Here is a 22,737-nt window from a genome sequence, read left to right on the forward strand (position 1 = left end):
ACCGACAACAGTAACGGGGCCATCACGGAGTGATCCCCCTCCGCGCAACCGGCGCCAACGGTCAGCGGCAGGAACACCCACGCCCAAAGGCCGTGTTCTTTCGGGAAAACCGGTTTGCGTATGTCGATCATGGCCCCCTTATATACCCATTGTGCGCGCCAAATGCAAAGTTTTTCCCCGGCCGGCGGGCGTCCCGGCTTGGAATCGCCACGCGGCGGCGGGAAAAAAGCGGGGCAATGCGGCTTGGCCGCGGCCGCGCTTGATTTAACCATCCGCTTTTGATATAAATCCATGTTCGAGGAGAGCATGCATATGCGGAAAAAGGACAACGATACGCTGCGGATATTCCTGGCGAAGGAAGTGGCCGAGCTGGTGATTACGCGTTATCCCCACCTTTCGCTCCATGACGTGAAGGGCGCGATGATGAGCGCCGAAGAGTTTATCCTGAACTCTATCCACCGCCATCAAGATGATGCGGCGGAAGGGAAGGATGACCTGCTCTCCGAGTGATATTGTCCCAAAAAAATTGGCCACTCGTCTAATGGTAGGACAGCAGATTCTGGATCTGCCTATCGAGGTTCGAATCCTTGGTGGCCAGCCAATTTTCCCGAAGCGGTTACGCATGGAATCACCTCCCAACGCCCAACGTGTTGATTTTTGCCCGTTTTGCGCGTGGAAAAAGTGTTTCTCCGCCGCGCTCTGCGCTATAATGCGTTCGTGATAATTACCAAACAAAAGCCGTTTGCCGAAATCATGAAGGGAGTGCGCGGCGCGAAATCCCTCTTCATTTTCGGTTGCGGCGATTGCGCCACGCTTTGCCGCACCGGCGGAGAGGCGGAGATCGCCGACATGACCCAAAAGCTGGCCGCCGAAGGGGTGGCCGTTGTTGGCGGCACCGTGCCGCACACCACCTGCCACGAGCTGGATGTGCAGCGCATCGCGCGGCAGCACAAAGAAGAAATAGGCAAAAGCGACGCCATCCTTGTGCTCGCCTGCGGGGCGGGAATCCAGGCGGTGGGGGATTCGCTGGACAAGCCGGTTATCAGCGGCTGTGATTCGCTCTTCATCGGCAACTCGAAACGCCAGATGAATTTTTACGAAAAATGCAGCGCCTGCGGCGACTGCGTGCTGAACGAAACCGCGGGGCTTTGCCCGGAAACCCGCTGCCCCAAGGGGCTGCTGAACGGCCCGTGCGGCGGCGCGGTGCGCGGCATGTGTGAAGTTGACCAGACCAACAAATGCGTTTGGATAGAGATATACGAACGCCTTAAAAGCCAAGGGCGTCTCGACGATCTGATGGAAATAACCGCTCCCAAAGAACGGAGCAAGGCGAACATGCCGCACAAGATCGAACCGCCCGCCCGCCACGGGAAATAAGCCGCACCATGTCGAAGTTTCAAGAAAGCCTCAACCGGTTCTCCATCACCGCCGAGATACCGCCGCCCAAAGGGGCCGACGTATCGCAATTCCTGCGCATCGCCGAGAAAGTGGCCAACCGCGTGGACGGCGTGAACGTTACCGACAACCAGCGCGGCATGATGCGGATGTCAGCGCTCGTATTCAGCAAGTTTATCAAAGACGCCGGCTGCGAGCCGATCTTGCAGGTAACCTGCCGCGACCGGAACCGCCTGGCCTTGCAGAGCGATATGCTGGGCGCGATGGCATTCGGTATCGAGAACGTCTGCGTGATGACCGGCGATTTCCCGACGATGGGGGACAATCCGGACGCCCGGCCGGTGTACGACCTCGACAGCGTGCAACTCATCAAGGCCGCCAACGATCTCGCGCGCGGCGTGGCGATGAACGGCAAGCCGGTTAAAAGCGTGCGCCCCTTTTTCACCGGCGGCGTCATCAATCCCTTCTACGAGCCGTTCGATCTGGAACTGCTCAAGACGAAAAAGAAAATCGCCGCCGGCGCGAAGTTTTTCCAGACGCAGCCGTTCTTCGACATCCCGTCGGTGGAAAAATTCCTCGCTTCGGTGAAAGGGCTGGATGCGGCGTTCCTTATCGGCGTTACCCCGCTGAAAGGGGAGAAGATGATTACGTTCCTCAACGAGAAGGTGCTCACCACCCCCATTCCCGCCGAAGTGGCGGCGCGCATCACCGGCGCGGCCGATCAGGCGCGCGAGGGGCTGTTGGCGGCGGCGGAATTTGTGAACGCCATGCGCAAGATCGCGCGCGGCGTCCACCTCATGCCGATAGGGCAGGAGGAAAGCCTGCCGCTGCTGCTGGACATGATAGAGGCGGGGAAATGAGCAACGCGGCGCTGAATAAAAAACCGGCGTGGCTGCGCAAGCAGTTGGGGTTCGGCGCAACCGCCGCGCTGAAGGCGGAACTGCGCGGGAAAAACCTGCACACCGTCTGCGAAAGCGCCAAATGCCCCAACATCGGCGACTGCTTTTCGCGGAAAACCGCCACATTCCTGATTTTGGGAAACGCCTGCACCCGCACATGCGCGTTCTGCGCGGTGGATAAGGGAAACGCCACGCCGCCCGACCCGCGCGAACCGGAGAACGTGGCCCGCATGGTGAAAGAGATGGGGCTTCGATATGTGGTGATCACCAGCGTCACGCGCGACGACCTGCCGGATGGCGGAGCGGCGCACTATGTGGCGGTCATGCGCGCCGTGCGCCGCGAAAATCCCGGCGTGCTGGTCGAGCTGTTGGTTCCCGACTTTGCAGGGAACTGGAACGCGCTGGACATGGTACTGGCGGAGCGCCCGGACGTTTTGAACCACAATGTTGAAACGGTTCCGCCGCTGTATCCCCGCATCCGCCCAAAAGCCGATTTCGGGATGTCGCTTAACGTGTTGCGGCGCGCGGCGGGATGCGGCCTCACCGCCAAATCGGGTATCATGGTTGGCTTGGGCGAGACGGAGGCCGAGCTTATCGCCGCCTTCGCCCCGCTGAAAGAAGCCGGCGTGCGGATACTGACGCTGGGACAATATCTTGCCCCTTCGCGCAACCATGCGCCGGTGGTAAGGTATTACGAAGAAGAGTTTTACGGACGGATGGCCCGCGCGGCGCGGGCGGCCGGCATTGAAAAAGTATTTGCCGGACCTTTTGTGAGGAGTTCGTACATGGCGGAAAAGGTTGGTGCGTTGTGAATTTTAATTTTCCACGGATAAAACGGCTTCCCCCTTACATACTGGCGGAGGTGACGCGCCTCAAGATGGAGGCGCGCCAACGCGGGGAAGACATCATCGATTTCGGCATGGGCAATCCGGATCAGCCCACCCCCGATTTCATCGTCGAAAAAATGATCGAGGCGACCCGCAAAGGGCATAACCACCGCTACTCCGCCTCGAAGGGGATCAACAAACTGCGGCTCGCCGTCACCGATTGGTACAAGCGCCGCTACGGCGTCGATCTCAACAAAGACAGCGAAGTGGTGGTGACCATCGGCTCGAAGGAAGGGATTTCGCACCTCGCGCTCGCCTGCTTCGGGCCCGGCGACAACGTGCTGGTGCCCACCCCCACGTACTCCATCCACACCTACGCCATCGTCATAGCGGGGGCCGATGTCATCAGCGTGCCGCTCACCGGCGGCAAGGATTTCCTTGAAAGCTGCGTGGAGGCATACAACCGCTCTTGGCCGCGGCCGAAGGCGTTGGTGATAAACTTCCCGCATAACCCGACCACCGCGACGGTGGAGCAGGAATTTTTCGAACGGGTGGTGAAATTCGCCAAGGAAAACGAGGTGATGATCATCCACGATCTCGCTTACACCGATATCGTGTTCGACGGCTACAAGGCCCCCAGCTTTCTCGCCACACCCGGCGCGAAAGAGGTGGGGGTGGAGATATTCACGCTCTCCAAGAGTTATAATATGCCCGGTTGGCGCGTCGGCTTCGTCTGCGGGAACAAGGAGATGGTGCAGGCGCTCACCTATCTCAAGGGGTACCTCGACTACGGCATGTTCCAGCCGATCCAGATCGCCAGCATCATCGCCCTCAACAAGGGGGACGAGGCGTCGAAGGAGATTGCCGCCATGTATCAGGAGCGGCGCGACGTGCTCTGCGACGGGCTTAACCGGATCGGCTGGCACGTGGAAAAACCGAAGGCGACCATGTTCGTCTGGGCCAGGATACCGGAAAAATTCCGCGCGATGGGTTCCCTCGAATTCGGCAAGCTGCTGCTGAAAGAGGCGAAGGTCGCCGTTACCCCCGGCATCGGTTTCGGCCGCGAAGGGGATGAATATGTCCGTTTCGCGTTGGTGGAAAATGAACACCGCACCCGGCAGGCGATCCGCGGCATTAAGGGAATCCTTTCATGAAAACCATCGGCGTCGGCCTGCTTGGCTGCGGCGTGGTCGGCTCGGCCGTGGCGAGGCTGGTGGGCGAAAACGCCGATGCCATCGCCGCCCGCTGTGGCGCGCGGTTTGAGATACGCAAAATCGCGGTGAAAAACCGGCGCAAGAAGCGCCCCGGCGTCAACCCAAAACTGTTTGCGTCCGTTGACGAGGTGGTCTCGTCGCCGGATGTCGATCTGGTTGTGGAGCTGATGGGAGGGGAAAAAGAGGCGTTCCGCGCCATTAAAAAAGCCATTGCCAACAAAAAACATGTCGTCACCGCCAACAAGTTGCTGCTGGCAAAGCGGGGCGAAGGGATTTTTTCCGATGCCATCGCCGCCGGCGTGGAGATCGGCTTCGAGGCGGCCGTGGCCGGCGCCGTGCCGGTAATCCGCACACTCAAAGAGGCGGTCGCCAGCGGCGCGGTGCGTTCCGTCCAAGGCATCATCAACGGTACCAGCAACTACATTCTCACCAGCATGAAGGACGGCACCGTCAACTTCGCCGACGCGCTGGCCGCGGCCCAAAAGCTGGGCTACGCCGAAGCCGATCCCGCGTTCGACGTGGAGGGAACCGATGCCGCCCACAAAGTGGCAATTTTGGCGAGCCTCGCTTTCGGTTCGCCGGTCGATTTTTCAAAAGTCCACATTGAAGGCATTACCCGGCTCGCGCCGGAGGATTTCGAGTTCGCCCGGCAGTTCGGCCGGGTGATCAAGCTTTTGGCCATCGCGCGGATGGAAGGGAAAAAACTCGACGTGCGGGTACACCCCGTCATGGTCGCCGCCGCGAGGCCCATCGCCGCCGTTAATGGCGTAACCAACGCCGTGGAGATCGACGTGAGCGACGCGGGGCGGCTGATGCTGATCGGTCCCGGCGCGGGGGGGAACGCAACCGCCAGCGCCGTCATCGCCAACATGGCGGATATAGCGCGCGACATGATTTTGGGAGCCGTCGGGCGGATAAGCCCGTTCGGCTTTATGGACCGCGCCCGCAAAAAGCTGCCGATGATGCCGGTCGACGAAGTAACCGGCGGCTATTATCTCCGTTTCACGGTGGAGGATAAGCCGGGAGTTTTGGCCACCATGGCCGGGATTTTGGGGGATAATGGAATCAGCATCGATTCGGTGATCCAGAAGGGGCGCTCCGGCGGCGTGGTGCCGCTGGTGATCCTTACCCATGGCGCGAAAGAACGCGCCGTGCGGATCGCCGTGGAGAAGATTAACAAATTGCGCAGCACCCGGAACAAGGCGATGATCATCCGCCTCGATGACGGAGAATAAACATCATGGGCATTAAACGGATCATCCTGCTCGGCGACGGCATGCCGGACGAGCCGATAGAGGCGCTGGGGGGCAAGACTCCGTTGCAGGCGGCCCGCACCCCGAATATGGATCGGATGGCGAAGGAGGGAACCGTCGGCTGGGTAAAAACCACGCCGGACGGCTATTACCCCGGCAGCGATGTGACCAATATGGGAATTTTGGGGTACGACCCGAAAAAATTCTACACCGGCCGCGCCTCGTTGGAAGCCGCTGCCATGGGAATCAATCTCGGCTCCAGCGATGTGGCGTACCGCTGCAATCTCGTCACGCTGGAACCAAGCGCCGAAGGGGTCATCATGGCCGATTCTACGGCCGGTCACATTGAGACCGATATCGCCGGGCAGATGGTTCACGATCTCGACGTTTTCTTCGGCGGCGATTCCGACGTGCGCTTCCATCCGGGCGTGAGCTACCGCCACCTGATGGTCTGGAATAACGGGTCGGTGGACGTGAAATGCACCCCGCCACACGACATCAGCGGCCAGAACATTAAAAATTACCTGCCGCAGGGATCGGGGGCGGAAAAGCTGCGCCACATCACCGGCGAGGCGCAGATTTTTTTAAAGAACCACCCGCTCAACAAAGAGCGCGTAAAAGCGAAAAAACCGGCGGCGAACTCCATCTGGCTCTGGGGGCAGGGGAAAGCCCCCGCCATTCCGAAGCTCAAGGATTTCCGCGGGCTTACCGGCAGCATGATCTCAGCCGTCGATCTTATGAAGGGTATCGGCGTTCTGGCGGGGATGGATGTAATCAATGTCCCCGGCGCCACCGGCTACATTGATACCAATTACGCCGGAAAGGCGCAGGCCGCCATCGACGCGCTGAAGGAAAAGGATCTCGTCTACATCCACATTGAAGCGCCGGATGAATCAAGCCACGCCGGTTCGCTGGAGAACAAGGTCAAGGCGATAGAGGACTTTGATGCAAAGATCGTCGGCCCGCTGCTGGAGGTCATAAAGAAACTAAACGGACGGGCGATGGTGCTTTCCGACCATCCTTGCCCCCTTTCCATCATGACGCATTCACGCGGCGAGGTGCCGTTCGCCATCTGGCCCGCTATCGGCGAGGGCGGACCGGCGGAGGCGTACGATGAAAGTATCGTCGGCAGGAACGGCGGCCTGTATTACGACGAAGCGCCGAAACTTTTCGAGAGGTTCATAAAGGAATAATTTTCCGGGAGCCGCCGATGCCGATTGATCCGGGCCTGGCCATTCTGAAAAAAAGCGGGCTTATCTGCCCGTTCATGACGACGCCGGAGCAATATGGGTTGGAGACCCCGCCGGAGATTCCCTTCTTCTGCTGGTTCAAGGCACAAAACATCGCGGGGGAAGGCGGCCGGCTGGAACCGCTCTTCGCCGAATGTGAGTTCACCGCCGATTTCGATTCCTGCCCCATCTACCAGACCAACGCCCCCCCGCTGTAGGCGAGATTAACAAGGCGTTAAAAAAAACCGTGTCATCCTGAGCCGCGGGCGAGGGAGGGGCGGAGCGAAGATGCGGCGGCGAAATGCAATGGAGCCGGCCGCGTACAAACCCCGCCGCGGAAATGCAAGGGTGAGCATAACGAAAAATCCCTTTCGGTTGTCATCCTGAGCGCAGCGAAGGATCTCTTTCCGGAAAGGGGTACTTCGCCTTCGGCTCAGGATGACATCCGGATGAACCACGAATGGCGCGAAGAAATAAAACAATTATCCTTTTTGATTTTTCCCCCATTCCCTTTCGTGCCCTTCGTGTTATTCGTGGTAAAGAATCTCCGCATGGGATGTGGTAAAACTGTGCGGATGGAGACTATCACCCGCATCGCGCGCAACCGGGAGTTGCACCGCCTCGCGCCGCGTTGGATTGAACGCGCCGCCCAGGCCTCATTCGCGCCGGACCGGGCGCTGGTCAATTTTTCCCGCTTCATCGAAAAGGTGGAAGAGATCAACCCGCGGCTGCTGACCCACTTCACCAAGCGCAACATCCCATGGATAGCCGCGCTCTTTTCCGGCAGCCAGGCGCTCACCGACATGGCGATGCGCGACCCGGAGTTGCTGTTCTGGTGTCTCCAGCCGGGGGTGCTGCACTCCATCCGTTTCAAGCGCGATATGCGCCACGAACTGGCGCAGATGCACGCCCGGTTCCCCGACCCGAAGGAAGCGCTCATTCACTTCAAGAACCACGAATTGCTCCGCATCGGCTGGCGCGATCTGCTGAAGTGGGCCGACACGGTGGAGACGATAGAAGACCTTTCGCGGCTTGCCGACGTGGCCATAGAGGGGGCGATGGCGGTGGCGGAAAGCGAGATGACCGAACGCTTTGGCCGTCCGCTGCATCCGGATGGTTCTTTCGGGCGTTTTATCGTGCTCGGGATGGGAAAGCTGGGCGGGCGCGAGCTCAACTTCAGCTCTGACATCGACCTGATCTACTTCCATGATGATGACGAGGGGGAGACGGAAGGGGGCGCCGGAAAAACCGGAATGGAGCGCCAAAAAATAAGCCTGCGCGAATATTGGACGCGCCTGGCGCAGCGGATGACCAATCTGCTCAACGACATCGGGCCGCACGGGAACGTCTATCGCGTGGATATGAACCTCCGCCCCGAAGGGAGCCGCGGCCCGCTGACCTGTTCGCTGGCGGCGGCCGAATTTTACTATGAATCGTGGGGGCAGCCATGGGAACGGCAAATGATGATCAAGGCCCGCGTGGTCGCCGGCAACGAAAGCCTCGCCGACGAGTTCCACGCCATGATCCGCCCGTTCGTATACCGCAAGTCGATGGATTTTTCCGCCTTGCGCGACATCCAGGCGATGAAGGAAAAAATAGACAAACATCTGAAAACCGGCAAGGACCGCTACCACAATAATGTGAAGCTGGGCAAAGGGGGCATACGCGAAATCGAATTCGTCATTCAGGCCCACCAGCTTATATACGGCGGCAAGATGCCGTGGTTCGCCGAGACCAACTCGCTCAAGGCGCTGCACCGCATCTTCGAGCGGGGGCTGATGGGTTACGGCACTTACGCCAAATTGGCCGATGCGCTTCTGTTTTTGCGCGACCTGGAAAACCGGATGCAGATCGCCTACGGCCGCCAGGTGCAGATACTCCCCGAAGGTGACGGCCTGAAAGAGCTGGCGCTGAAAATGAATCTCGCCGGGCCGGAACAACTGATGGCGGAATACGGGCGGCACACCGCCAACGCGAACGCCATCTTCACCGGCTTCTTCAAGGAGGAGGCGGCGGCGGACGAAGCTCCCACCGAACTTTTTCTCGACATTGACAACGAGGAGACCGCGCTGATCCAGCTGGCCGAGATGAAATTCAAGGATCCGCGCACGGTGCTTAACGCGCTGCTCCACATCCGCGATGGCGAGCCGTTCAACCATCCGTCCAACAAAAGCCGCAAGATATTCATGCGGATTCTCCCCGCGCTTATTAAAACCACCGCCGCCCTGCCGCTCAAAGACCGCACGATCGCGAACCTCGACAAATTCTTCTCGGCCCATCCGGGGCGCGAGGCGCACTATGAAATTTTCGAGCAGTTCCCCCCGTCCATCGAGATACTGCTCAAAACCCTCGGCTTGGCCCAAAACCTGGCCGACAGCACCTTGATACAGCACGACATGATCGAAATCCTCAGCCAAGGGTACGAACCGGTGCGGCCCGAACCGCTGGCCGCCATCCCCCCGGCGATGGACAGCTACGATAAAAAACTGGATTGGCTGCGCAAGGAACGCAATTCCGAAAGCCTGCGCATCGGCATCGCCTACCTCGCCTCGCATCACGATCAGGCACGCCTGATGGGGGATCTCACCCGGCTGGCCGCGATGTTCGTCCAGCGCTGTCTCGATGTCATCGAGGATCAGATGGGGCGGCAAGGAGGTGCGTTCGGCGGCAAGTTGGCCGTGATAGGGCTTGGGAAAATGGGGCGGCGCGCGCTCACCTACGGTTCCGATCTCGACCTCATGTTCTTTTTCGGCGACGACGGGACGAAGCCGATGGAGAGCCTGACGTACCACACCACCTTGGCGCGGCGCTTGCTGGCGGCCGTCGGAGGTATATCCCAGTACGGGCAGGCCTACCGCGTTGACGTCCGCCTCCGCCCCGAAGGGGAAAAAGGGAACATGGTTATCACCAAGGCCGCCGCGCAGGAATATTACGCCACCCGGGGCCAGCTCTGGGAACGGATGGCCCTCACCGGCGCGCGCGCCATCGCGGGCGATATCGCGTTCGGCGGCGAGGTGCTGGCAAGCCTTGACCGCTTTGTCTACGCCCCCGGCCTGTCGGCGGCGGACGCGGCGCTGATGGATAAGATGAAGAAAAAAATGGAACGGGAAAAAATCCGGGAAAAGAAAAAAATCGCCATCAAGTACGGCCCCGGCGGCATCGTCGACATCGAATTTTTCGCGCAGAAAATCAAGCTCGCCCGCGTGAAGGATGTACCCGCCCTGCGCCTGTGCAACACGCTGGAGACGCTCCTCATGGCGCGCGATGCGGGCTGGCTCGGCGGCGATATCGACGGCATCATCGCCTCCTACAAGCTGCTGCGCCGCGTGGAGATACACATGCGGATGGAATACGGACGGGGCGCTGAAACGCTGCCGGACGCGCCGGAGGAACTGAAGACGCTCGAGGAAATCCTCTCCCCCTTCGAACAGCTTGGCGGACCGCTGGCCGATACGATGGACGCGGCAATGGCGCGGGCGCACAAGGCCATCGCCGCCGCATGAAGATCAGCGAGGCCGATGCCCGCATCGCCCTCAACGCGCTTTCCAACATCGGGCCGGCCAACTTCCATCATCTGCTGAACCGTTTCGGCTCCGCCGCGGACGCGCTTGCGGCCCCGGCCGCGGCGCTGGAGGAAACCCCCGGCATCGGCCCCAAAGCGGCCGCCCAGATAGTGGCGTGCGACGGCGCGAAAACCGCCGCGCGCGAACGGGCCACCGCCGAAAAGGAGGGCGTGGCCATCGTCACTCTCCTGGACGGCGGCTATCCGGGCAATCTCAAAATGGCGCATACCCCGCCGCCGGTGCTCTACATCGCCGGGGAAATCCGCCGCGAAGACGCGCTCGCCATCGCGGTGATCGGCACGCGCGGCCCTTCGCCCTACGGCCGGATCGCCGCCGAAAATTTCACCGCCGTGCTGGCAAGGCGCGGGCTGACCATCGTCAGCGGCATGGCGCGCGGCATCGACACGATGGCCCACCGCGCCGCGCTCGCGGCGGGCGGCCGCACCATCGCCGTGCTCGGCAGCGGGCTGGACAGATGCTATCCGCCGGAAAACAGGGATATCTTCAAACAGATTGCGAAATCGGGAGCGGTGATTTCACAGTTCCCTTTCGGCGCCGAGCCGGACAAGCGGAATTTTCCCATACGCAACCGGGTCATCAGCGGCCTTTCCCTGGGTGTGCTGGTGATAGAGGCGGGCGAAAAAAGCGGCACCATGGGCACCGCCTACGGCGCGCTGGACGAAGGGCGCGAGGTCTTCGCCGTGCCGGGGCGCATTGATTCCCCCAAATCGATAGGGTGCAACCGCCTGCTCCAGAAAGGGGCCAAGCTGGTCATCTCGCCCGACGATGTGGTGAACGAGTTCTCCCCGGAGGTGCGGGCGGCACTTGCCGCCCCCGGCGCGGACGGGGCGCGCGCGCCGCTTTCCCCGGATGCGGAGCGGATCGTGGCGCTTCTCAAAAACGGCGAACGGCATGTGGATCACCTGGTGGAAGGGAGCGGCATGCCGAGCGGCGTGGTGCTCGGCATTTTGTTGGAGATGGAATTGCGGGGAACGGTGCGGCAACTGCCGGGAAAACTTTTCGCCCTTTTAGGAAAATAGAAACGGGCGCCCCTTCGCGGGAGCGCCCGTGATTCGGCGGGATGCCTAGAACGACACGCCGACAGCCGCGTACGGCCCCTTGAAACTGATGTCGGTCTTAATGTTGTCGGTGTCGATTTTGATGCTCTGTGAAATGTAGCCCACCGCAATATAGAGTACGGACAACGGATGGATTGCCGCTTCCACGCCCCAATCGGTGATGCTGTTGCCGCCGGCGCTTAAGGTCTTGATCTCCGCATTGAGCGATATGAACTCGATGGGATGTATTCCCAGCCCCAGGTAGAGCATCGGCACCGGGATCGAGGCGGTTTTCTCCTCGGTTCTGGTTCCCGCGGCGGTGGTGCCGGTCAGTTTTCCGCTGAACGACAACATGCGGACGTTAAGGCCGATTTCCGGCACCACAATGCCGCCGGTGGCCGTGCTGATGAACGGGATGTCGTAAAAAAGTCCGAGGTCGATGGAATTCAGCGTCAGATCGGTATGCAGGGCGGTGTTAGCTTGAAACGTTTGGCCGCCGTAGATGATCGAGGTTGTGTTGGTCTTGTCCCCCGTGAAACTCATTGGCAGGTAATGGATGTAGATATTGGGAATGACCGGGATGGGATGCTTCAGTTTCAGCCGTCCCACGAGGTCGCTGTGGTCGCCCAGATTCAGGTCGTTCTTAAGATCGGCATTGGTTCCGCCGGTCATATATTGCACGGTGCCGGCGGGAGCGCGGTTGGCCGTTCCGACGCCGATTTCCAAGGCCATTGCTTGTGCGCCCGGAACCCATGCCAGCGCCAAAACGCAAAATCCGAAAAAGGTTCTCTTTAACACGTCATTCTCCTTGTCTGATGTATGGTTTTGCACGCTCCCACGTATCGCCGGGTATCATAGCCCAAAACGCCGCCGCCGCAAAAACCGGCGGTTTAGTTCAGAGCGCCGTCGGCATTTCGCCGGGCGTGCCGATTTCGTGGAACGTCACCGCCATGTTTTCAAGATCCACCACCGCCAAGGTTGCCCTGCCGCTGAGCCAGCCGCCCCCTTCGCCGGGGTTGAGCGCCAGCCGTCCGCCGTCGTGCGACGCGCGTGGTTTGTGCGTGTGGCCGTAAACGATAAGATCGTGCCGGGCGGCCCGCCGCAGATCCTCCAGCCGGTCCGGTTCGTGGAGCATCACGATTTTTCTTCCGCCAAGCGCCACCTCCATCGGCATGGGGCCAAGCGTCCAGCCGTGCTCCGCGGCCAACGTCCGCAGTCCCTTTTTTTCGCCGTCGTTGTTGCCGTATACGAGGTATAGCTTCGGCAGCAATTTTTTGAACGGCAGCAGCGCGAACGGGGCCACGAAGTCGCCGCAATGCAAAACGGCGTCCACCCCGGCGTGGTTGAAATGGGCGACGGCGGCCTCGATCTTGGGCACATTGTCGTGCGTATCGGATATCACACCGATTTTCATTTTTGCTTACCGGCGGCATTCATGCGTTTATTGTACACCACCGAAAAATCGGCTATTTATTGAAAATGCCATTTTCACCATATTTGTTGCCGCTATTTACGTTATATGCTAGAGTTCCTCGCTTATATGGGCGTGTGGTTTAACGGTCCGTCGGCATGCGGTGTGCCGGCAAACGCGACCGGGCGCAACAATTTTTTGAGGAAAAAGAGACATGTTTAAGAAGTTTGGCCTTGTGGCGGCAGCAGTATTATTCGCGGGCGCACTTGCGGTTCTCCCGGCTTGCGAAAAGAAGGAAGAAGCACCGGCCCCGGTGGCGGCTCCGGCTCCTGAAGCGGCCCCGGAAGCAGCTCCGGCCCCGGACGCGGCCCCGGCGGCGGCTCCTGAAGCGGCTCCGGCCCCCGCGGCAGCACCGGCTCCGGCGGCAGCTCCGGCCCACAAGTAATCTGTCTTTTAAAAGGGGGGCGGATTTCCGCCCCCTTTTTTATTTTCCCGCCGCTATTGTCCCTTTCCTCCCCTTTCCCTTGCCAAAGCTCCGTCACGCATCTAAATTAACCGTATGAATCTCGACGATACCATTGCCGCCATTGCCACCCCCGTCGGCGAGGGGGGGCTTGGGGTGATCCGGGTTTCGGGTCTCGATGCGCATCGCATCGCCGCCCCGCTTTTTTGCCGCAAGGGGGGGAAGCCCGGCGGCCCGCTCGAATCGCACCGGCTTTATTTCGGCACCCTGCGCGGCGCCACGGGGCCGGTGGACGAGGTCTGCGTGGTCTATATGCAATCCCCGCGCAGCTACACGCGGCAGGATATGGTGGAGATTAGTTGCCACGGCTCCCCCGCCGTGCTGCGCCGCGCGCTCAATATGTTGCTGGGGGCCGGTGCGCGGATGGCCGAGCCGGGGGAATTCACCAAGCGGGCGTTTTTGAGCGGGCGCATCGATCTCAGCCAGGCGGAAGGGGTGATAGACCTCATCAAAGCCCGGAGCGAGGGGGCGGCGCGCGCCGCCTTCGGGCTGATGGAGGGGGGGCTTTCCCAGCGCATCGAGGCGGTGCGCCAAAAGCTGGTATGGACGCTCTCGCATTTGGAAGCCTCCATCGATTTTCCCGATGAAGAGTTCGTCACCGCAACCGACGATGAATTGCGGCGGACGCTGAGCGAGGCGGCGCGCCGTTTGGATGTGTTGATTAAAAGTTATGACGGCGGCAGATTTTTGAAACACGGTCTTTCGCTTGCCATCATCGGCAAGCCGAACGCCGGTAAATCGTCGCTGCTCAACGCGCTGCTGGAAGAGGAGCGGGCCATTGTTTCCGGCGTACCCGGCACCACGCGCGACCTCATCCGCGCGGAGGGGGAGCTTGCCGGGCTGAAAGTGGAGCTGATAGACACGGCGGGGCTGAACCCCGCGCCGGACGCGGTGGAGGCCGAAGGGATCCGCCGCGCGTTGAAAGCCGCTGAAACGGCCGACGCGGTGATCGGCCTCTTCGACGGGGCGCGTGCATGGGAAGAAAGCGATACGAAGGTGCTGGAGGTTCTCAAAAAAGCGCGGCTCCATCTGGCGGTGATAAACAAAAGCGATATGCCGCAACAGATCGCGTGGCCCGACGCGGCGGTTTCGCCGGTGCATATCTCCGTGAAAGAGATGCGCGGCCTCGACCAGCTCCTGAAAAAAATAGCGGCGTTCGCGCATGACGCGCACGATCTCAACAGCGAAGAGCCGGTGGTGACGCGGCTGCGCCACCGCGAGATTTTCTGCCGCATCGCCGAAGATTTGCGCCGCGCCGCCGATGAAGTCGCGCTCGGGCGCGAGCTGGCCGCCGCCAGCGTGTGGGACGCGTTGGAGGAGATAAAACGCTTCACCGGCGAGTCGTACACCGAAGAGGTGCTCTCCGCCATCTTTGATGAATTTTGCGTGGGCAAGTGAAGCGGTTCGATGTCATTGTGGTCGGCGGCGGCCACGCGGGATGCGAAGCGGCGCACGCCGCGGCGCGCCTCGGCTGCGCCACCGCGATGGTCGTTACCGATAAAAACAGCATCGCCCGGATGAGCTGCAACCCCGCTATCGGCGGCCCCGGCAAAAGCCAGATCGTGCGCGAGATCGACGCGCTCGGCGGCCTGATGGCGCGCGTGACCGACCGCGCCGGGCTGCAATTCCGCACGTTGAACGCCGCCAAAGGGGCCGCCGTGCGGGCCTGCCGCGCGCAGGCCGATACCATCGAATACGAAGCGGCGATGCGGGAAGAGTTGGCCGCCACGCCGAACCTCTCCATCATCGAGGGATCGGTGAAAGATGTTTTGGGCGAAAACGGCGCGGTGCGCGGCGTCGCGCTTCTCACCGGCGAAGAACTTTTGGCAAAGGCGGTGATCCTCTGCACCGGCACGTTCCTCAACGGCCTGTTGCACACCGGCCTTTCGCAAACGCCGGGAGGGCGCATCGGCGAGGGGCCGTCGGCCCATCTCTCCGGTTCGTTGGAAAGTTTTGGCCTTCAGCTTGGCCGCCTGAAAACCGGCACCCCCGCGCGGCTGCACAAAGATTCCATCAACTGGGGTGTGCCGCAGGCGCAGCCGGGGGACATCCCTCCCCCGCCCATGTCTTTCTTCACAAAGAAAATCGAGGGGGAGCAGCTTCCCTGCCACATTACCCACACCACCGCGCGCACACCTGAGATCATCCGCACGGGGTTCGACCGCTCGCCGCTTTTCACCGGCGTGATACAGGGTGTGGGGCCGCGTTACTGCCCCAGCATCGAGGACAAGGTTGTACGGTTTCCCGAACGGCTTTCGCACCACATCTTCCTTGAGCCGGTCTCGCGCCACAATCCGGAAATCTACCCCAACGGCATTTCCACCTCCCTGCCCGAAGACATTCAGGACGCATTCCTCCGCTCCATCCCCGGCCTCGAAGAGGTAAAGGTTATCCGCCACGGATACGCGGTGGAATACGATTTCGTGCCGCCCACGCAGACGTACCCCACGCTGGAATCGAAAGCGCTAGGCGGCCTTTACTGCGCCGGACAGATCAACGGCACCAGCGGTTACGAAGAGGCGGCGGGACAGGGCATCTTGGCCGGCATCAACGCCGCCCGCAAGCTACGCGGGGAAGAGCCGGTCATCCTGCCGCGCGCCAACAGCTACATCGGCGTGATGGTGGACGACCTCACCACGCTCGGCACCGAAGAGCCGTACCGCATGTTCACCAGCCGCGCCGAGCACCGGCTGGTGATGCGGCAGGATAACGCCGACCAGCGGCTGTGCGATCTGGGCCGCCGCATCGGCCTGCTGGGCGAAGAGCGCTATCAGGAATACCTGGATAGGCAGGGGCGGATTCAATCGCTGGTGAAACGGCTGCGGGGGGCGTTTCTCAACCCCACGCCGGAAAATCTGATGTTGTTGCAGAACAGCGGACTGCCGCCGGTGGATATGTCCATCGGTATCGCGCAATACATGAAACGCCCAGATGTTACACTGAAGCGCGATTCCGTTTTTGGCGACCTCGCGGCGTTCGACGATACCGACATCGAGCGGGCAGAAACGGAAATAAAATACGAGGGGTATATCGCGCGGCAAAACCGCTGGATAGAGCAGCTCGGCAAGATAGAGAACATCCCGCTGGAGGAAAAGATGGATTACATCGGCATCTCCGGCCTCTCGGTGGAACTGCAACAGAAGCTGGACAGGGTGAAGCCGCTCACGTTCGGGCAGGCATCGCGTATCGCCGGCATGACCCCGGCGGCGCTCTCTATTTTGATGATCCATCTCAAAACAAGGGGGCACGGTGGCGGCTGATGAGAAACTGGTGGGGCGGTATCTGGAAGAACTCTACCGCTGGAATAAAAAGGTGAACCTCACCTCCGTCGCGCGGGACAAGGCGCAGGCGGTGCTCATCGAGCCGTCGCTTGCAATGGCGGAGTTTTTTCCGCCGGGGAATGCGCTGGAAATTTTCGACATCGGCAGCGGCGGAGGACTTCCCGCCATCCCGCTCGCCATTCGCTATCTGCAACACCGCTTCACGCTGGTGGAATCGGACAGGAAGAAGTCGATCTTCCTGCAACACGCCGCCTCGCTGCTGGGATTGAAGAACGTGCGCGTACTGAATGAACGGAGCGAAAAAATATCACAAGACCCGGCATACGCCGCCATCGCCGATGTGGTCACCTCCCGCGCCGTGAAACGGGAGGATGTTTTTTCCGCCGCCGGCGGCCTGTTGAAACCGGCCGGCCGCGTCATCATCCACCACACGCCCGATGCCCCGGAAGAATTTGGCGGCTACCGCCTCTTCGGCAAAAATCCCTCCGCCGACTGCTTCACGCGCGCCCCTTCTATCTGAAGGCAATACAGCGCCACTTAAAAAAATTCCTCAAGCCGATTTTATGGGGACGACCTGGGTGGCACGGACAATCCTGTCCGTGCTTGCGCCAGAGGCGCAAGGCATAAGGGAAAAAATGGTCGGCCCTTCGGGCCGATGACGGACAGGATTGTCCGTTCCACCGGGGGAAAGACAACCGGAGAAATCCACTCCACCGGGAAGAACAGCCCCCGTGCTAGAATTTTTGATGTGCCCAAAGAAATAGTAACCGCCAAAGACCTTTTGATAACACGCCGAAGCTTGCCTCATTGGCAGATGGGAAACACCTCGTATTTTGTCACCTTCAGAACAAACCAAATTGATTTGACCGATGAATGGAAGGACATCGTAGTTTCATGCATCGCATTTGGGCATCAAAGAAAATATGGCTTATCCATCGGAGTGGTAATGTCTGACCACGCTCATCTGCTTTTTTACCCGATGGAAAAGGCTGAAGGGGTCTACTTTTCGCTGGGGGAGATCATGAAACCCCTCAAGGGAGTATCGGCCCGAAATATAAATAAAATGCGAGGGGGCGGTCAAAGCATATGGCAGGAAGAATGGTTTGACCGTATTATCCGCGACGAAGATGAATGGCGCGAGAAATACCGATACATTCAAAACAACCCTGTTAAAAGAGGGTTGGCCGACACACCGGAAACCTATCGGTGGATCATCGCAGGAGAAAATTATTTGAATAGTTATTGAAAACGCGCCAATTTCCGGGTGGCGCGGATGATCTGAGTGGCACGGACAGGATTGTCCGTGCTTGCGCCAGAGGCGCAAGGCATAAGGGGAAAAATGGTCGGCCCTTCGGGCCGATGACGGAGAGGATTGTCCGTCCCACCGGGGGAAAGACAACCGGGAGAAATCCGTCCCGCATCGGTCAAAAACCCTACCGCAAGGGGGAGCGGGGGAAGAGGTCGGCGCAGTTGCTCACTATATATTCACCCCGGGAAGGGCCGCAACTATAGCGGCGGCGCACACAGGAGGGTAAAATTAAACTGATGGCAAAACGGGGCGACGCGGGGAAGATTTTAAAAAAACTGAAAGGGGGCGATCTGCGCTCCATCGGGCGCGCGAACGAGGCGGCGCGTGAGGTGGCGGACAACCCCGCCCGTTTCGCCTCGCTGTTTGAAGCGATATTTGGGGATGACCCGGTGCTTCGCGCCCGCGCGGCGGATGCCTGCGAGAAAGCGGCGAAGAAAAACCGCGCGCTGCTGGCCCCCCTCAAAAAGCGGCTTTTTGCCGCATTGTCCAAAGCTCAACAGCAGGAGGTGCGGTGGCATTTGGCCCAGATGCTGGCGTATGTAAAGACCACCTCCGCCGAGAAGAAGCGGGCCGCCGCCATCCTCAAGGAGTGGTTTGCCGATGACGATAGCCGCATTGTGCGGGTGATGTCATTACAGGCCCTGGCCGATTTCGCCAAGGCCGAGCCGGGAATGCGGGATGAAGTATCCGCGCTGATTCGGGCCGCGGCCGGCAGCGGCATCCCCTCGCTGGCGGCCCGCGCCCGGAAGCTGCAAAAAAAAATGGGGAAGCCGTGACCGCCGCGCATCGCGCCGATGAGATCATAAAAAAGTTGCGCGCTATCGCAAAGCCGCAAAACCTCGCGGGGATGGCGCGGTACGGCATCGTTCCCAAAAACGGGCTGGGGGTGAGCATGCCCCTCCTGCGGGCCATGGCAAAAGAGTGCGGCAAAGATCACGCGCTGGCGCAAAAGCTGTGGGCCAGCGGCATCCACGACGCGCGGATATTGGCCGCATTGGTGGACGAGCCGGAAAAAGTAACCCGCGCACAGATGGACCGCTGGGTGAAAACCTTTTATTCGTGGGATGTTTGCGATCAGGTCTGCGGCAACCTTTTTGACAAAACCCCTTACGCGTACGATAAAGCCCGCGCGTGGCGCCGCGACCGGCGCGAATACGTCAAACGCGCCGGGTTTGTGCTGATGGCGGTATTGGCGGTGCATGACAAGCGGGCGGACGACGCGCGCTTTCTGGAATTTTTGCCGATGATACGGGAAGGGGCGGATGACGGGCGGAATTTTGTGAAGAAGGCGGTGAACTGGGCGCTGCGCCAAATCGGCAAGCGGAGCGCCGCGTTGCGGAAAAAAGCGCTGGCGCTGGCGGAGGAACTTGCCGCGTCGCCCGAAGCGGCCCCCCGCTGGGTTGGGCGCGATGCAGTGCGCGAGCTGCGAAAAGCCGCCGCCGGGCGGCGATAATTATCGTTGCCAGCGCGGGATTTTGGGAGTAATATTCTGCACTTTAACAGCCGTAAACGGATAATAAGTACGCGCGCGACGCAAAGGGCCGAACGATGAAAGCCGCCACCGAATACTTCTTCTTCAATACCAGCCGGAAGCGCGAGTATATCGACATCACCGATAAGGTGGAAGCCGTGCTGAAAAAAAGCGGCATCAAAGAGGGGATGATCCTGGTATCGGCCATGCACATCACCGCCGGGGTGTACGTAAACGACGCGGAGGACGGCTTGATACAGGACATGGACGCCTGGCTGGAAAAGCTGGCCCCTTTCAACATCGATTATCTGCACCACCGCACCGGCGAAACCAACGGCGACGCCCACCTGAAATCGCTGCTGGTGCATCATCAGGTGATCGTGCCGGTGACGGACGGGCGGCTTGATTTCGGGCCGTGGCAGCGGGTTTTTTACGCCGAGTTTGACGGTCAGCGCAAAAAAAAGGTTATCGTAAAGGTGATGGGGGAATAATGAAGCGGACGGTGTTGTATGACCGGCACGTGGCGCTGGGCGCGCGGATAGTTCCGTTCGGCGGCTGGGATATGCCGGTGCAGTACGCCGGTGTGCTGGCGGAGCACGAGGCGGTGCGCCACCGCGCCGGCCTGTTCGATGTGTGCCACATGGGCGAAGTGTTTATCAGCGGTCCCGATTCCACGGCGTTCATCAATAGTATCCAGACGAACAACGTCGCCGGCATGGCGGCAGGGCAGGTTCTTTACTCCGTCATGTGCGACGAAAAGGGAAACGCCCTCGACGATCTTTTGGTCTACCGCCTGGGGCCGCAAAGCTGGCTGTTAATCGTCAACGCGGGGAACAGCGACAAGGATTATGCATGGATGGCGTCACACACGGACGGCTCTCGGGTGACGGTGCAAAACCGCTCGGCCGATTTCGGGCTGCTGGCGCTGCAAGGGCCGAAAGCCGTGGCGATAGCCGCGGCGGTGATCGCATTTCCCCAAGAACTCAAGTATTACCATTTCGCCCTCGCCTCGTTCGAGGGGGCCGAGGTGCTCGTCTCCCGCACCGGCTATACCGGCGAAGACGGCGTGGAGCTGATGGCGCCCGCCGGAAAAACGGCGGCGCTGTGGGACGCGCTGATGACCGCCGGTAAAGATGACGGCATCGCCCCGTGTGGGCTGGCCGTGCGCGACCTGCTGCGGATAGAGGCGGGTTATTCGCTCTACGGGCACGAGCTGGACGCGGACATCGACCCGCTGACGGCGGGGCTGCGTTGGGTGGTGAAGATGGATCACGAATTCATCGGCAAGGGGGCGCTGGAGGGGCTTATCCCGGCGCGCAAGAAGATTGCTTTCACGCTGGAGGGGAAGAACATTCCCCGTCAGGGTTTTTCGCTGTTGGTTGACGGCGTCCCCGCGGGGACGGTCACCAGCGGCACGTTTTCCCCGTCTTTGCAAAAGCCGATTGGAATCGGATATATTGCGGCTGATAAGGGAGTTTCGCCCGGCGGAGCCATTGCGGTGGATATCCGCGGCAAGCAGGTTTCCGCGCGGGTCTGCAAGCTTCCGTTTATTAATTCCGGCGTGTTTAAGTAAGGAGTGGCGATGGAATATCCTGACGGTCTTCATTACACGAAAGATCATGAGTGGGCCCTTGAAGAGGAAGGCGTGGTGACCATCGGCATTACGGATTACGCCCAGAGCGAACTGGGCGATGTGGTTTTCGTGGAGCTTCCCGAAGAGGGAACCGTCATAAAGGCCGGCGAGCCGTTTGGCGTGGTGGAATCGGTGAAATCCGTTTCCGACCTCTACTGCCCGGTGAGCGGCGAAGTGCTGGAAGTGAACGGCGACCTTGAGGGCGAACCCGAATTGGTGAACTCGTCCTGCTATGACGCCGGCTGGATGGTGAAGATCGCCGTGAGCAACAAGAAGGAACTCGGCGAACTCCTTTCGGCCGACCAATACGCCGATTACATCAAGTCGCTGAAGTAAGTTCCGGGCGCATGAGATACATCCCGCTGACGTCCGACGAAAAAAGCGCCATGCTCGCCGCCGCCGGCGTGGCCGCCGTGGACGACCTCTTCGCGGCGATCCCCGCGGATACCCGTTTCAAAGGGAACCTGAACCTGCCCGCGCCGATGGCCGAGCAGCCGCTGCTGGCGCACCTGAAGGATCTCGCGCGGCAAAACCGGCCCGCCACCTCGTCCCCCACATTTCTGGGGGCCGGCGCGTACAATCACTTTATTCCGTCGGCGGTGGATCAGCTCATCAGCCGCAGCGAGTTCTACACATCGTACACCCCGTACCAGCCCGAAATCAGCCAGGGAACCTTGCAGGCGATATACGAATGGCAGAGTTACGTCTGCGCCCTGTTCAACATGGAAGTGGCGAACGCCTCGATGTACGACGGCGCCTCCGCGCTGGCCGAAGCGGCGCTGATGGCCTGCCGCACCGCGCGCAAAGGGGAAATCGTCATTTCCAATTGCGTCCACCCCCGCTGGCGGCAGGTGGCGCGCAGCTATACGGAAAACCGGGGGATCGTCCTTAAGGAGTCCGCCGACCATGTTGCGGGCCGGAGCGAAGCCGCATCCCTCGAACAACTTATCACCGGTGATACCGCCGCCGTGGTGGTGCAGTCGCCCAACTTTTTCGGCAATGTGGAAGACCTCCGCGCCATCGGCGAGCTTTGCCGCGCGAAGAACGTTCTCTTCATCGTGGCGGTGGCCGAGGCCGCCTCGCTCGGCTTTCTCGCGCCGCCGGGCGATTTCGGGGCCGATATCGTGGTGGGGGAGGGGCAGTCGCTCGGCATACCGATGTCGTTCGGCGGGCCGTACGTGGGAATGTTCGCCACGCGCGAAAAGCACCTGCGCCAGATGCCGGGCCGCCTGTGCGGCCGCACGGTGGACAAGGATGGCCGGCCCGGATTCGTGCTCACCCTGTCGGCGCGCGAGCAGCACATCCGCCGCGAGAAGGCGACCTCAAATATTTGCAGCAACCAGGCGCTTTGCGCGCTGACCGCCGCCATTTACCTCACGTTGATGGGACGGCAGGGGTTTGCCGCCATGGCGAAAAACTGTTTTTACGCCGCCGCCGAACTGCGCCACCGCATGCGCCCCGTCCACGGGCATCCGTTCTTCAACGAGATGGTGGTGGAACTCAACCGGCCCGCCGCGGAAGTGAACCGGCGGCTGGCCGAACAGGGGATCATCGGCGGCTACGACGTTTCGCGCGACTATCCGGACATGACGAATAAAATGCTGCTGGCCGTTACCGAGCTGACGACCAAGCGGGATATGGACAGGCTTATTGAAGCGGTGGGAGCATAAG

At 60.6% G+C, this 22,737-nt stretch carries 22 protein-coding genes and 1 tRNA gene; 21 read left to right on the forward strand and 2 right to left on the reverse strand.

What is annotated here, in order from left to right; genetic code table 11:
• The first annotated feature begins 312 nt into the window (after positions 1-312).
• From HZA03_03610 to dprA, 11 genes are all read left to right on the forward strand, one after another.
• Positions 313-510, forward strand: a complete 198-nt coding sequence (locus HZA03_03610; GenBank protein ID MBI5637041.1) for a hypothetical protein — start codon at positions 313-315, stop codon at positions 508-510.
• A 17-nt stretch (positions 511-527) separates the two neighbouring features.
• Positions 528-601: transfer RNA gene (locus HZA03_03615), tRNA-Gln, on the forward strand.
• Positions 602-717: 116 nt separating this feature from the next.
• A complete protein-coding gene (locus tag HZA03_03620) occupies positions 718-1,377 on the forward strand; it encodes a methylenetetrahydrofolate reductase C-terminal domain-containing protein (GenBank protein ID MBI5637042.1) in 660 nt (219 codons plus the stop codon).
• 8 nt (positions 1,378-1,385) lie between these two features.
• The gene (locus tag HZA03_03625) at positions 1,386-2,255 is read left to right on the forward strand and encodes a methylenetetrahydrofolate reductase (GenBank protein MBI5637043.1); all 870 of its coding nucleotides are present in this window, start codon (positions 1,386-1,388) and stop codon (positions 2,253-2,255) included.
• Positions 2,252-3,106, forward strand: coding sequence for a lipoyl synthase (gene lipA, locus HZA03_03630; protein MBI5637044.1), 855 nt, complete (start codon positions 2,252-2,254; stop codon positions 3,104-3,106). Before HZA03_03625 ends, lipA begins: the two co-directional genes overlap by 4 nt.
• Positions 3,103-4,275 (forward strand): aminotransferase class I/II-fold pyridoxal phosphate-dependent enzyme, encoded by a 1,173-nt coding sequence (locus HZA03_03635; GenBank protein MBI5637045.1) that lies wholly within the window; start codon positions 3,103-3,105, stop codon positions 4,273-4,275. The genes lipA and HZA03_03635 overlap by 4 nt, the downstream gene beginning before the upstream one ends.
• Positions 4,272-5,570 carry a homoserine dehydrogenase gene (locus HZA03_03640; protein MBI5637046.1) on the forward strand — a complete coding sequence of 433 codons (1,299 nt, stop codon included), beginning with the start codon at positions 4,272-4,274 and terminating at the stop codon, positions 5,568-5,570. The genes HZA03_03635 and HZA03_03640 overlap by 4 nt, the downstream gene beginning before the upstream one ends.
• Positions 5,571-5,581: 11 nt before the next feature.
• The gene (locus tag HZA03_03645; protein MBI5637047.1) at positions 5,582-6,781 is read left to right on the forward strand and encodes a cofactor-independent phosphoglycerate mutase; all 1,200 of its coding nucleotides are present in this window, start codon (positions 5,582-5,584) and stop codon (positions 6,779-6,781) included.
• Between the two features lie 17 nt (positions 6,782-6,798).
• A complete protein-coding gene (locus HZA03_03650; protein MBI5637048.1) occupies positions 6,799-7,035 on the forward strand; it encodes a hypothetical protein in 237 nt (78 codons plus the stop codon).
• 357 nt (positions 7,036-7,392) lie between these two features.
• The gene (locus HZA03_03655; GenBank protein MBI5637049.1) at positions 7,393-10,320 is read left to right on the forward strand and encodes a hypothetical protein; all 2,928 of its coding nucleotides are present in this window, start codon (positions 7,393-7,395) and stop codon (positions 10,318-10,320) included.
• Complete coding sequence (gene dprA / locus HZA03_03660) at positions 10,317-11,420, forward strand: DNA-protecting protein DprA (protein MBI5637050.1); 1,104 nt, start codon at positions 10,317-10,319, stop codon at positions 11,418-11,420. The genes HZA03_03655 and dprA overlap by 4 nt, the downstream gene beginning before the upstream one ends.
• A 45-nt stretch (positions 11,421-11,465) precedes the next feature.
• On the opposite strand, the gene HZA03_03665 is transcribed toward dprA, so the two are convergent.
• Entirely contained in the window at positions 11,466-12,170 is a 705-nt protein-coding gene (locus HZA03_03665) for a TIGR04219 family outer membrane beta-barrel protein (GenBank protein MBI5637051.1), read from the reverse strand.
• A 163-nt stretch (positions 12,171-12,333) separates the two neighbouring features.
• On the reverse strand, positions 12,334-12,852 hold the full coding sequence (locus tag HZA03_03670) for a metallophosphoesterase (GenBank protein MBI5637052.1): 519 nt from the start codon (positions 12,850-12,852) through the stop codon (positions 12,334-12,336).
• Between the two features lie 556 nt (positions 12,853-13,408).
• On the opposite strand from HZA03_03670, the gene mnmE reads away from it, so the two are divergent.
• The 10 genes from mnmE to gcvPA all read left to right on the forward strand — a co-directional run bounded on the left by mnmE (position 13,409) and on the right by gcvPA (position 22,736).
• The gene (mnmE, locus tag HZA03_03675; protein ID MBI5637053.1) at positions 13,409-14,770 is read left to right on the forward strand and encodes a tRNA uridine-5-carboxymethylaminomethyl(34) synthesis GTPase MnmE; all 1,362 of its coding nucleotides are present in this window, start codon (positions 13,409-13,411) and stop codon (positions 14,768-14,770) included.
• Complete coding sequence (gene mnmG / locus HZA03_03680) at positions 14,752-16,632, forward strand: tRNA uridine-5-carboxymethylaminomethyl(34) synthesis enzyme MnmG (GenBank protein MBI5637054.1); 1,881 nt, start codon at positions 14,752-14,754, stop codon at positions 16,630-16,632. Before mnmE ends, mnmG begins: the two co-directional genes overlap by 19 nt.
• Positions 16,622-17,173, forward strand: a complete 552-nt coding sequence (rsmG, locus tag HZA03_03685; GenBank protein ID MBI5637055.1) for a 16S rRNA (guanine(527)-N(7))-methyltransferase RsmG — start codon at positions 16,622-16,624, stop codon at positions 17,171-17,173. The genes mnmG and rsmG overlap by 11 nt, the downstream gene beginning before the upstream one ends.
• 228 nt (positions 17,174-17,401) lie before the next feature.
• Positions 17,402-17,899: a transposase gene (locus HZA03_03690; protein ID MBI5637056.1), complete on the forward strand. Its 498-nt coding sequence runs from the start codon at positions 17,402-17,404 to the stop codon at positions 17,897-17,899.
• A gap of 299 nt (positions 17,900-18,198) precedes the next feature.
• Complete coding sequence (locus HZA03_03695; GenBank protein MBI5637057.1) at positions 18,199-18,738, forward strand: hypothetical protein; 540 nt, start codon at positions 18,199-18,201, stop codon at positions 18,736-18,738.
• Positions 18,735-19,415: a DNA alkylation repair protein gene (locus HZA03_03700; protein ID MBI5637058.1), complete on the forward strand. Its 681-nt coding sequence runs from the start codon at positions 18,735-18,737 to the stop codon at positions 19,413-19,415. Before HZA03_03695 ends, HZA03_03700 begins: the two co-directional genes overlap by 4 nt.
• Positions 19,416-19,510: 95 nt before the next feature.
• Complete coding sequence (locus HZA03_03705) at positions 19,511-19,924, forward strand: YjbQ family protein (protein ID MBI5637059.1); 414 nt, start codon at positions 19,511-19,513, stop codon at positions 19,922-19,924.
• Positions 19,924-21,006 (forward strand): glycine cleavage system aminomethyltransferase GcvT, encoded by a 1,083-nt coding sequence (gene gcvT, locus HZA03_03710; GenBank protein MBI5637060.1) that lies wholly within the window; start codon positions 19,924-19,926, stop codon positions 21,004-21,006. The genes HZA03_03705 and gcvT overlap by 1 nt, the downstream gene beginning before the upstream one ends.
• 9 nt (positions 21,007-21,015) lie before the next feature.
• Positions 21,016-21,402, forward strand: coding sequence for a glycine cleavage system protein GcvH (gcvH, locus tag HZA03_03715; GenBank protein ID MBI5637061.1), 387 nt, complete (start codon positions 21,016-21,018; stop codon positions 21,400-21,402).
• A gap of 11 nt (positions 21,403-21,413) precedes the next feature.
• Positions 21,414-22,736 carry an aminomethyl-transferring glycine dehydrogenase subunit GcvPA gene (gene gcvPA / locus HZA03_03720; GenBank protein ID MBI5637062.1) on the forward strand — a complete coding sequence of 441 codons (1,323 nt, stop codon included), beginning with the start codon at positions 21,414-21,416 and terminating at the stop codon, positions 22,734-22,736.
• Position 22,737: the final 1 nt, after the last annotated feature.

The sequence above is a fragment of the Nitrospinota bacterium genome (assembly GCA_016217735.1).
Taxonomy (GTDB): Bacteria; Nitrospinota_A; UBA7883; order JACRGQ01; family JACRGQ01; genus JACRGQ01.

Bases quoted from the DNA above. Each gene is read 5' to 3' on its own strand.
- HZA03_03610 (MBI5637041.1), top strand. From the start codon at position 313: ATGCGGAAAAAGGACAACGATACGCTGCGGATATTCCTGGCGAAGGAA.
- HZA03_03625 (MBI5637043.1), top strand. From the start codon at position 1,386: ATGTCGAAGTTTCAAGAAAGCCTCAACCGGTTCTCCATCACCGCCGAG.
- lipA (MBI5637044.1), top strand. From the start codon at position 2,252: ATGAGCAACGCGGCGCTGAATAAAAAACCGGCGTGGCTGCGCAAGCAG.
- HZA03_03640 (MBI5637046.1), top strand. From the start codon at position 4,272: ATGAAAACCATCGGCGTCGGCCTGCTTGGCTGCGGCGTGGTCGGCTCG.
- HZA03_03650 (MBI5637048.1), top strand. From the start codon at position 6,799: ATGCCGATTGATCCGGGCCTGGCCATTCTGAAAAAAAGCGGGCTTATC.
- HZA03_03655 (MBI5637049.1), top strand. From the start codon at position 7,393: ATGGAGACTATCACCCGCATCGCGCGCAACCGGGAGTTGCACCGCCTC.
- dprA (MBI5637050.1), top strand. From the start codon at position 10,317: ATGAAGATCAGCGAGGCCGATGCCCGCATCGCCCTCAACGCGCTTTCC.
- HZA03_03665 (MBI5637051.1), bottom strand. From the start codon at position 12,170: ATGGCCTTGGAAATCGGCGTCGGAACGGCCAACCGCGCTCCCGCCGGC.
- HZA03_03670 (MBI5637052.1), bottom strand. From the start codon at position 12,852: ATGAAAATCGGTGTGATATCCGATACGCACGACAATGTGCCCAAGATC.
- mnmE (MBI5637053.1), top strand. From the start codon at position 13,409: ATGAATCTCGACGATACCATTGCCGCCATTGCCACCCCCGTCGGCGAG.
- HZA03_03695 (MBI5637057.1), top strand. From the start codon at position 18,199: ATGGCAAAACGGGGCGACGCGGGGAAGATTTTAAAAAAACTGAAAGGG.
- HZA03_03705 (MBI5637059.1), top strand. From the start codon at position 19,511: ATGAAAGCCGCCACCGAATACTTCTTCTTCAATACCAGCCGGAAGCGC.
- gcvT (MBI5637060.1), top strand. From the start codon at position 19,924: ATGAAGCGGACGGTGTTGTATGACCGGCACGTGGCGCTGGGCGCGCGG.
- gcvH (MBI5637061.1), top strand. From the start codon at position 21,016: ATGGAATATCCTGACGGTCTTCATTACACGAAAGATCATGAGTGGGCC.
- gcvPA (MBI5637062.1), top strand. From the start codon at position 21,414: ATGAGATACATCCCGCTGACGTCCGACGAAAAAAGCGCCATGCTCGCC.